The following is a 2946-nucleotide window of genomic DNA, read 5'->3' on the forward strand; positions in this document are numbered from 1 at the left end:
GCGCGGCCGTCTGCGCGGCCGTAAACGACTGGCAGATCGACAAGTGGCTGGCGCCCGAACCGCGCCTGAAAGGCGGCATTTCCATTGCCCAGGAAGACGCCGAAGCCTCGGTGCGCGAGATCGAGGAACGCGTCAAGGACAAGCGCTTCGCCCAGCTGCAGTTCGTGCCGCGCAGTCTGGAGCCGGCCGGCCGCAAGCGCTACTGGCCGATCTACGAACTCGCCGAGGCGCACGACCTGCCGATCGCGGTTCATCCGGCGGCAACCGGCTGGCATGCCAATACCGGCGCGGGCTGGGCGTCCTTTTACGTCGAGGAGCATTATGCCTTCTCCCATTCGGTCCAGACCATCCTGATCTCGATGATCTTCGAGGGCGTGTTCGACCGCTTTCCGAAGCTCAAACTGGTGCTGGTGGAGGGCGGCTTCGCCTGGCTGCCATCGCTGATGTGGCGCATGGACAGGGAGTGGGAGCGCATGCGCGGGGAGGTGCCGCATGTGAAGCGCCGCCCCTCGGACTATATCCGCCGCAATGTCTGGATCACCACGCAGCCGATCGAGGAGCCGCCGAATGTCCGGCACATGAACAACCTCCTTCAGTGGATCGGGGCGGACCGGCTGATGTTCTCGACCGATTATCCGCACTGGGACTTCGACCATCCGGACCGGGCTTTCCGCGTCGGGCTCAGCGAAGAGGCAAAGCGCGGCATCATGCGCGACAACGCGCTTGCCGTTTACGGGCTGGGTTGAGGAGAAGCCATGACCGATCACATCATCTGCAAGGTCGACGAAATTCCGGAAGGCAAGGCCAGAAGGGTCGAGGTCGCCGGCCGCGTCATCGCCATCTTCAATCTCGGTGATCGCTTCGCGGCGATCACCAACAAGTGCCCGCATGAGGGCGCGGAACTCTGTCACGGCCGGGTTGCCGCCCTCGTCAACGCCGATGGTCCCGGCGCCTACCGCACCGAGGACGAGAAGATCATGGTGCGTTGCCCCTGGCATGGCTGGGAGTTCGATCTCGAGAACGGCCGTTCCTACTGTGATCCGAGCCGGATGCGGGTGAAGATCTTCGACGTCAAGGTCACGCCGGGTGAGAGCCTGGCGGAAGGGCCTTATCGCGCCGAGGTCTTCGAGGTTCGCACAGAGGATGATTATGTCGTCCTTACCATTTGAAAACGAGCGCTTGCCCGTGTTCCCGCTTATGGGCGGGTGCCAGTGCGGGGCGCTCAGATACCGGGTGAGCGGGGCGCCGCTCACCTTCTATCTCTGCCATTGCGCAAGTTGCCAGCGCCAGTCGGGCAGCGCGTTCGGCGAAAGCCTGATGTTTGCCTGCGAGGACCTGACGCTGGACGGCACGCCGCAAGAGCGCTGGACCACTGGCGGCTCGGGCGTGCCGATCCGCCAGACCTTTTGCGGGACGTGCGGGGTGCGGCTGACCCATCAGCGCAAGGAAAGTCCGGTTCTGGTGGTCAAGCCCGGCACGCTCGACGATCCGTCCTGGCTTTTTCCGGCGGCGGAGATCTTCACCGCCTCCCGCCAACCCTGGCTCTCGCCGCTTCCCGGCGTGGCGCAATATCTGGAAGGTCCGGACATGGACCGGCTTAAGGACGACTGGGCGCGGTGGATCGCCGGACATGAGGAGGCCGGCCGATGAGCGGCATCGTGGTCGTGGGCGCGGGTCAGGCCGGCCTGGCACTGGCGGCGAAGCTGCGCGCCGAGGGCTATCACGGCCCGCTGAAGCTTCTCGGCGAAGAGGCCTGGCCGCCCTATCAGCGCCCGCCGCTTTCGAAGAAATTCCTGCTGGGGGAATTGGCGCGGGAGCGCCTCTATTTGCGCTCAAGGGATTTCTACGGTGAGCACGACATTGATTTGAGGCTCGGCGCGCGTGTCGAGGCGATCGACCGGCGCGCGAAGAAGGTGCGTTTCGGCGATGAGGTTCTTGCCTATGACAGGCTGGTGCTGACGACGGGCGCTTGTCCCCGGCGCCTGCCGGCGACGATCGGCGGCGACCTCGGGAACGTTTTCACCCTGCGCGGGATTGACGATGTCGATGCCATGGCGCCGCTTTTTGTACCCGGCGCGCGGCTTCTGGTGGTGGGCGGCGGCTATATCGGCCTGGAGGCGGCAGCCGTTGCGGCGCGCGCGGGCCTCAAGGTGACGCTGATCGAAAGCGGTCCGCGCATTCTCGGCCGCGTCGCGGCGGAAGAGACGGCGGGCTATTTCCGCACGCTTCACCGCGAAAACGACGTTGATCTGCGGGAGGGAACGGGGCTTCGCCGGCTTCTCGGCGACAACACTGTGGAGGCGGCGGAACTGGCCGACGGCACGACGGTTTCCGTCGATCTGGTGATTGTCGGCATCGGCGTCACGCCCGCGACGACGCTTGCCGAGACGGCAGGTCTGCCGGTCGAAAACGGCATCGCCACGGATGCATTCGGCCAAACGGCCGACCCGTCGATCTTCGCCGCCGGCGATTGCGCCAGTTTTCCATATGCGGGCGGCAGGCTTCGGCTGGAGAGCGTGCAGAACGCCATCGAACATGCCGAATGCGTGGCGAAGAACCTGCTGGGCGCTGAAAACCCCTACCGGCCCGAGCCCTGGTTCTGGTCGGATCAGTATGAGGTCAAGCTGCAGATCGCAGGGCTTAATACCGGCTATGACCGCGTCGTGGCGCGCAAGGGAGAGCGGGAAGGTTCGGCCTCGCACTGGTATTTTGCCGGCCGGCGCTTCATCGCCATCGACGCGATGAACGATCCGCGCGCCTACATGACCGCAAGGCGGTTGCTTGCGGCGGGGGCAAGCCCCGATCCCGACCATCTGGCTGCGGCCGATCTGAAGACGCTGGCCGCAGCATGAGATCCCTGGACACAGGAGAAACCCGAAATTGGTGAAGATCATCTGGACGCCTCGAATTACCCCGGCTTGAGCCCTTTGTGACAAGAATTCCGGT

Annotated in this window: 4 protein-coding genes; all 4 read left to right on the forward strand. The window is 64.9% G+C overall.

The features are described 5' to 3' along the window. On the forward strand, nucleotides 1–746 hold a 746-nt coding region (locus AC5DC2_RS22165; RefSeq protein ID WP_491700052.1), incomplete at its 5' end, for an amidohydrolase family protein. Nucleotides 747–755: 9 nt separating this feature from the next. Beyond that, on the forward strand, nucleotides 756–1169 hold the full coding sequence (locus AC5DC2_RS22170; protein ID WP_491700053.1) for a Rieske (2Fe-2S) protein: 414 nt from the start codon (nucleotides 756–758) through the stop codon (nucleotides 1167–1169). Between the two features lie 16 nt (nucleotides 1170–1185). Next, a complete protein-coding gene (locus AC5DC2_RS22175; protein WP_491700054.1) occupies nucleotides 1186–1650 on the forward strand; it encodes a GFA family protein in 465 nt (154 codons plus the stop codon). After that, nucleotides 1647–2852 (forward strand): NAD(P)/FAD-dependent oxidoreductase, encoded by a 1206-nt coding sequence (locus AC5DC2_RS22180; protein WP_491700055.1) that lies wholly within the window; start codon nucleotides 1647–1649, stop codon nucleotides 2850–2852. The genes AC5DC2_RS22175 and AC5DC2_RS22180 overlap by 4 nt, the downstream gene beginning before the upstream one ends. The last annotated feature ends 94 nt before the right edge of the window (nucleotides 2853–2946 follow it).

It is taken from the genome of Martelella sp. (assembly GCF_984369615.1).